The organism is Rhodoferax sp. (genome assembly GCF_037143375.1).
Classification (GTDB): domain Bacteria; phylum Pseudomonadota; class Gammaproteobacteria; order Burkholderiales; family Burkholderiaceae_C; genus Rhodoferax.
Map to the genome: position 1 here is coordinate 1 of NZ_JBAWYV010000174.1, position 5,752 is coordinate 5,752.

Annotated in this window: 8 protein-coding genes; 5 read left to right on the top strand and 3 right to left on the bottom strand. The window is 55.8% G+C overall.

The features are described from left to right. The coding region (locus WCG50_RS16760; protein WP_336900737.1) for a pirin family protein at positions 1–665 on the top strand (665 nt) is incomplete at its 5' end. 60 nt (positions 666–725) lie between these two features. Here WCG50_RS16760 and WCG50_RS16765 read toward each other — a convergent pair. From WCG50_RS16765 to WCG50_RS16775, 3 genes are all read right to left on the bottom strand, one after another. Then, a complete protein-coding gene (locus tag WCG50_RS16765) occupies positions 726–1,358 on the bottom strand; it encodes a glutathione S-transferase (protein WP_336900738.1) in 633 nt (210 codons plus the stop codon). Then, positions 1,355–2,230 carry a glutathione-dependent disulfide-bond oxidoreductase gene (gene yghU / locus WCG50_RS16770; protein ID WP_336900739.1) on the bottom strand — a complete coding sequence of 292 codons (876 nt, stop codon included), beginning with the start codon at positions 2,228–2,230 and terminating at the stop codon, positions 1,355–1,357. The genes WCG50_RS16765 and yghU overlap by 4 nt, the downstream gene beginning before the upstream one ends. A 306-nt stretch (positions 2,231–2,536) precedes the next feature. Further along, positions 2,537–3,040, bottom strand: coding sequence for a pentapeptide repeat-containing protein (locus tag WCG50_RS16775; protein ID WP_336900742.1), 504 nt, complete (start codon positions 3,038–3,040; stop codon positions 2,537–2,539). A 336-nt stretch (positions 3,041–3,376) separates the two neighbouring features. On the opposite strand from WCG50_RS16775, the gene WCG50_RS16780 reads away from it, so the two are divergent. From WCG50_RS16780 to WCG50_RS16795, 4 genes are all read left to right on the top strand, one after another. Continuing rightward, entirely contained in the window at positions 3,377–4,087 is a 711-nt protein-coding gene (locus WCG50_RS16780; protein ID WP_336900740.1) for a haloacid dehalogenase type II, read from the top strand. Positions 4,088–4,902: 815 nt separating this feature from the next. Next, positions 4,903–5,175 (top strand): TIGR03643 family protein, encoded by a 273-nt coding sequence (locus tag WCG50_RS16785; RefSeq protein ID WP_336900741.1) that lies wholly within the window; start codon positions 4,903–4,905, stop codon positions 5,173–5,175. Positions 5,176–5,273: 98 nt separating this feature from the next. Next, positions 5,274–5,450, top strand: coding sequence for a DUF2256 domain-containing protein (locus WCG50_RS16790; RefSeq protein WP_336900743.1), 177 nt, complete (start codon positions 5,274–5,276; stop codon positions 5,448–5,450). A gap of 124 nt (positions 5,451–5,574) precedes the next feature. Then, positions 5,575–5,752 (top strand): cryptochrome/photolyase family protein (locus WCG50_RS16795; RefSeq protein ID WP_336900744.1); only part of this gene is annotated, 178 nt, incomplete at its 3' end.

Consider the following 5,752-nt stretch of genomic DNA (forward strand, 5'->3'; position numbering starts at 1 on the left):
GCTTCGAGACCGTGACCTACATGATTGCCGGGCGCATGTTGCACCGTGACAGTGCCGGCCACGAGGGGTTGCTTGAAAACGGTGGCGTGCAGTGGATGACAGCCGGTAAAGGGGTAATCCATTCCGAGATTCCGCAGCAGGAAGAAGGGGTGATGGAGGGCTTTCAGCTCTGGCTGAATTTGCCAAAACGCGACAAGATGAGCACGCCTTGGTACCGAGACTTCAAGAACACTGAGCTGCCAAAATTCAGGACTCAAGAAGGTGCGGCGGTGACCGTGATTGCGGGGCAGAGCCATGGGGTGAGCGGTGCCGTGACTCGGGAGGTCACGCAGCCCCTGTATCTGGATGTCCATCTGCCAGCGGGTACCCGGTTTGAGCAGCGACTGCCAACGGGCCACAACGCTTTTGTCTATGTCTATCGGGGCGAAGTCAGCATTGCTGGTCAATTGGTGCCGATGCAGCGCATGGCCCTCCTGGCCAATGAAGCCACCGCCGATGGCGTGGTAATTGAGGCCGGTGCCGATGCCAAGCTGTTGATCATTGCCGGCCAACCCTTGAACGAGCCCATTGTTCAGTATGGTCCTTTTGTGATGAACACTCAGGACGAGATTTATCAGGCAATGAAGGACTTCCGCGACGGACGACTGGGCGAATTGGCCAACTGAACAGAAAGTTACAGCGCCAGGATTTGACGATGGTCGCCGATCACCGATTCACAAGGTCAGCTACAAATTCATAGATGAACGCTGAGCCATCGCCGATCGCCAGCGCAGGAGATTGGGGTGGCGCTCATCGGGCCTGACCTTGACGATGCGTGCAAAGTCGATGGTCACGACCGCTGCGATGTCAGCGATGCTGAACTGCTGGGCCGCGATGAAGTCGCGATCTTGAAGCTGTTCGTCCAGATCCATCAGGAATTGGCGCAGCCTCGCCAGTCCGCGCTCGGCCAGTTGGGGAATTTGTTCATAGTTCTGCGGCCCAGGCAGGGCGCGCTTGCGCATGGCCACGGAACTGTTGCGAAAGGCCTCGGCAATTGGCAAAAAACCTTCGAATTCAACCCGCCAATGCCAATCCGCAATTTCAGCCTTGTCCAGCGGCGTGGCGCCCAGCATGGGCGGCAGGGGGAAGCGGGCTTCCAGATAAGCGGCAATCGCCGCGTTGCTGGTCAACATGGCGCCCTCGTCCGTACGCAACGCCGGTACCGTGCACTGGGGGTTGATCTTTCGGTAAGCCGCACCAAGTTGTTCCCCCGCTTTCAAATCGACCTGCACGGTGTCGTGGGCGATGCCTTTCTCGGCGAGCAGGATGCGTGCGCGACGGGGGCTGGGTGCGGTTGCACAGTCGTAAAGTGTGATCATTTTGAATTCTTCAGCTTGTCTTGGGTGCGGGTGTCGAAGTCGCTGGCATCGTGACGTTCGTGCAATTGCGACTCCAGCGGTCCGGTGATGCGGTTGACCATGCGCCCGCGTTGGACCGCACCCCGCTTGGCGATGTCGTCAGCCCAGCGGATCACATGGGGGTACTCATCGACCTGCAGGAATTCACCGGCTTCATACACCAGGCCTTTGACCAGCGCACCATACCAGGGCCAGATGGCCATGTCCGCAATGGTGTAGTCGTCGCCGCTGACATAGGCATTTTCTGCAAGTTGGCGGTTGAGCACATCCAGCTGGCGTTTGACTTCCATGGCGAAGCGGTCGATGGCGTATTCGATCCTGGTCGGCGCATAGGCGTAAAAATGACCGAAACCACCGCCCAAGTAGGGCGCGCTGCCCATCTGCCAAAACAACCACGACAGACATTCGGCGCGTTGAGCCGGCTCAACTGGTAAAAAGGCGCCAAACTTCTCAGCAAGGTACAAAAGTATCGAACCGGATTCGAAGACCCGGATCGGCTCGGTGACACTGCAGTCCAAAAGCGCCGGAATCTTGGAGTTCGGATTCACCCCGACAAACCCGCTGCCGAACTGATCGCCCTGGTTGATGCGGATCAGCCACGCATCGTATTGCGCCCCGGCATGCCCCAGAGCGAGTAGCTCCTCCAGCATGATGGTAACTTTGACACCGTTGGGCGTGGCCAGCGAATACAACTGCAGGGGGTGTTTGCCCCGCGGCAGTTTAGCCTCGTGCGTTGGCCCGGCAATGGGGCGGTTGATGTTGGCGAATTGGCCCCCGTTGGCCTTGTCCCAGGTCCAGACCTTGGGCGGGGTGTAAGTGGGAATATCTGACATACGGGGGACTCACTTTCAGGCGCTGGTAATTGCGCATGATATTTTAAATTTGCCACTCGCAGTCCTTTGGCGTCACCTCTTCTTCAAGGGCTTTCAGCGCGAAAAAGATAAAAATGGTAGCGCTTTTGTTTAACGAATTCCAACTTCCTAAAAACCCGCAACCAGTTGTGAGAAAAGCATTTGCCATGTCAGAACTGCTCAGAATCAAATGCGTTACTCAATGTAACCTTAACTGACCTTAGCGATCACAGCGTTGTGATGGGTTTGATGCGTCCTGTTTACGCTGGATTTAAATAGGGTGTGAGTTCATTCACGACTGAGAATGATCACGTAACTGCAGTGTGTACGCAACCTTCCTAAGGCAAAGCGGGTCAACTTTAGATGGGCATTGCGCAGACTGCCACCCATAAAAACAGCATCACGAAAGTCGCATCCTGACATGTCGGCTTCTGAGAAATCAAGCTGCTGCAATTGCGTTTTTCGAAACGACATCTTGCGCAAGTCGACGCCAATCAATAAAGTGTCTTCGAAGATGGCTGACGACAACCGGGCACGACGCCATTTGGTATTGTTGAGGTCGCAATTGAGAAACTGAGTTTCAACCAGTTCAGCTGCTTCAAAGTCGGCCTGACGCCCACGACATCGTAGCCAAGTGGTTTGCGACAGAAAAGCCGCATACAGGGATGCCTCCATGAAGGTGTAATCCCTGAATTCAAAGCCGCGCAGGTTCAACCGTGACAGGTAAACGCCCTCAAAGTCGCAAGCCTCGAAAGCAAGCGGTTGGGTTGCCTCGGCGATTAGAGTTTTGATTTGTGACCGTTAAAGCGTTTGGGCAACGATGGAAACCCTGTTGGCCTCTGTCGAATTGGCCGTGCCAGCGTTTGTCATTTGTGCAATCTATCCGTGGGTATTGCTGCCGACGCCAACTTGACGAGATGTGCCGTGAGTCTGTGATTTTACCAAAGTACAGTGAATTACGAGTTCAGATGTAGATGCGGATTGCAGAGCCCCCGTAACTGGTCAAATTGTTGATGAAGCCAACACTCACCCTTTATAAATCAAACTCGGTTGTGTTTTGCCCCTCCGAGTTAGTCTTGTAAATTCGCATTGATTCGAGGCGTGGCTTACTCTGCTAATAATAAGCAGATGCGCACAAATTCCCACTCAAATCTCAAAATCCTGGCGTTCGACGTTTTTGGCACTGTTGTCGACTGGCACAGTGGTATTGCCCGAGAGGTAAGGGCGCTACGACCCACTGTGGACGGTGAAATGTTTGCATTGGCTTGGCGTGACGGCTATCAGCCGGCAATGCGTCGAGTCATGTCGGGCGAACTGGGCTGGACGCTGATTGATGACCTGCACCGACTCATCCTTGAGCAGATTCTTGGTCAGTTCGGCATAGCTGACCTGAGCGAATCGGAGAAGCATCACCTGAACAAGGCGTGGCACCGGTTGGATCCGTGGCCCGACGTGGTTTCCGGGTTAACGCGACTCAAGTCTCGCTTCACAATCTGCACGCTATCAAATGGCAACATCGGCCTGCTTGCTGACATGGCCAAACATGGTGGCCTGCCATGGGACTGTATTTTGTCGGCTGAGGTGTTTCGGGCCTACAAGCCCGACCCTGCGACATACCTGGGCGTGGCTAAGGTGTTTGACGTAACGCCGGCAGAGGTCATGCTGGTGGCCGCTCATCAGGACGACCTAGCCGCCGCACGCGCCTGCGGCCTACAGACCGCATACGTTGAACGTTCAGCAGAGTTTGGTGCAGCCCATCCCAAGGACATCTCTCCCCACAAGGACAACAACTGGCATGCGCAAGACTTCCTGTCGCTGGCTGATCAGTTAGGCTGCTAGAAGGCTGATTGTTGTCATTGCCTCAAAACCCGGGAACCACAGTGAAAATGGAATAGCTGACATACGATTTTGCGGAAAGCAGTCGTTAGACCCACATCGACCTGTTGCGAAGTTCATTGGGCGCGCTGACCATTCTTTGTACTACAAAGCAGGTTTTGTGGTGTTTCAGATTCAACACACAACAGCTTTTCGAGCGGTACGTCACGCGTTCGCAGGATGTTCAATGTCCTTCAAATGCACGATGAAACGCTTATTCAGAGAGAATTTGACAAACGCTGAGGTGGCCAGACAACTTTACTTGTCTGGGTCGCTCGGTCACTCCAACAACACCTATCCGGTTTGCTAATGCAAGAAGAAGTTGAACGCTGCTGCGGCACTGGCACCTGCATCCTGGATGCCCAGGGGCTTTGCTGGTGTGGGCAGCAGTGGGACGGGCTGAAAATGTGTAATCCGGCCATGGGCAACACTGAAACTACGCCAGCGTTGGCGTCGAAGCAGTTAGAACAGGAAGCGGATTCCGAATGACTGCGACGCACGCTGTAGTGCCCTCCGTATGGGCGCAACGACTGGGATTTGCAGGCTTGGTTCCATTTGTCCTGCTGGCTATGGCCACTTGGTTGGCAGAGCCTGGCCACCGCGCTTTCGCCGGGCTTGCGCTGGCGGGCTATGGTGCTGTCATTGCAAGCTTCCTTGGCCGGGACCAATGCCGGCGTGGCAATTGCCTTGACTGTGACCGGGAAATCGCCCGGTTCTTTCTGTCCGTGAGATGACTTGGTCCACGTACTAATGCAGACGAACAACAAATCCAGCTTGCCATGACAATCACCGCCGTTAACCGATCCAAGTTGCTTTCCGAGGCCAACCACTCCCGCGTCATCGAGATGGCTTGGGAGGACCGCACTACGTTCGAGGCGATTGAGGCTCAGTTTGGCTTGAATGAATCCGCCGTGATTGCCTTGATGCGCCGGTACCTGTTGCCCTCGTCTTTTCGGATGTGGCGCAAGCGCATGGCTGGGCGTCGGACCAAGCATGCTGTGCTGCGCGGTGCCACATGGCTGCGACACCGCGCCACCCACAGCCGCCAGTAAGCGGCTGATAACCACTGATACCCAAGCGCAACGCCAAAACACCGCCTGCACACTCCCCGCAGGGCGGCCTGTTCAACTAATTGGCTACCCGTATCCGTATGAAAACCGACTTCAAAGGCAACAAGCAGTCCCTGCCCAGCAAACTCTGCACAGTGTGCAACCGCAGCATGACCTGGCGTAAGGCCTGGGCCAAGAACTGGGAATCGGTGCTGTATTGCTCGGATGCTTGTCGCGCCAAGAAGAATTCCGCTGTCAACAAGGCAACGCATGGCTGAGCGTGACCGCTTGCAGTCGGCACTTCCCGCCATGGTGCGCCATTTGGTTATTGTGCTTGGCGACCAGCTCGACGCACAGTCCTCCGCTTTGTAGGGCTTCGATGCGACTCAAGACGTGGTCTGGATGGCCGAGGTGGCCGAAGAGTCCACGCATGTCTGGTCGGCCAAGCAGCGCATTGCGGTGTTCATGAGCGCCATGAGGCACTTTGCAGATGAAATACGCGAGCGCGGCCTTCCGCTGGAGCTCGGCAAGGTGATTACCCAGCTGCAACCCGCCGCGCTGGTGCTGACCGCCCCCGGCG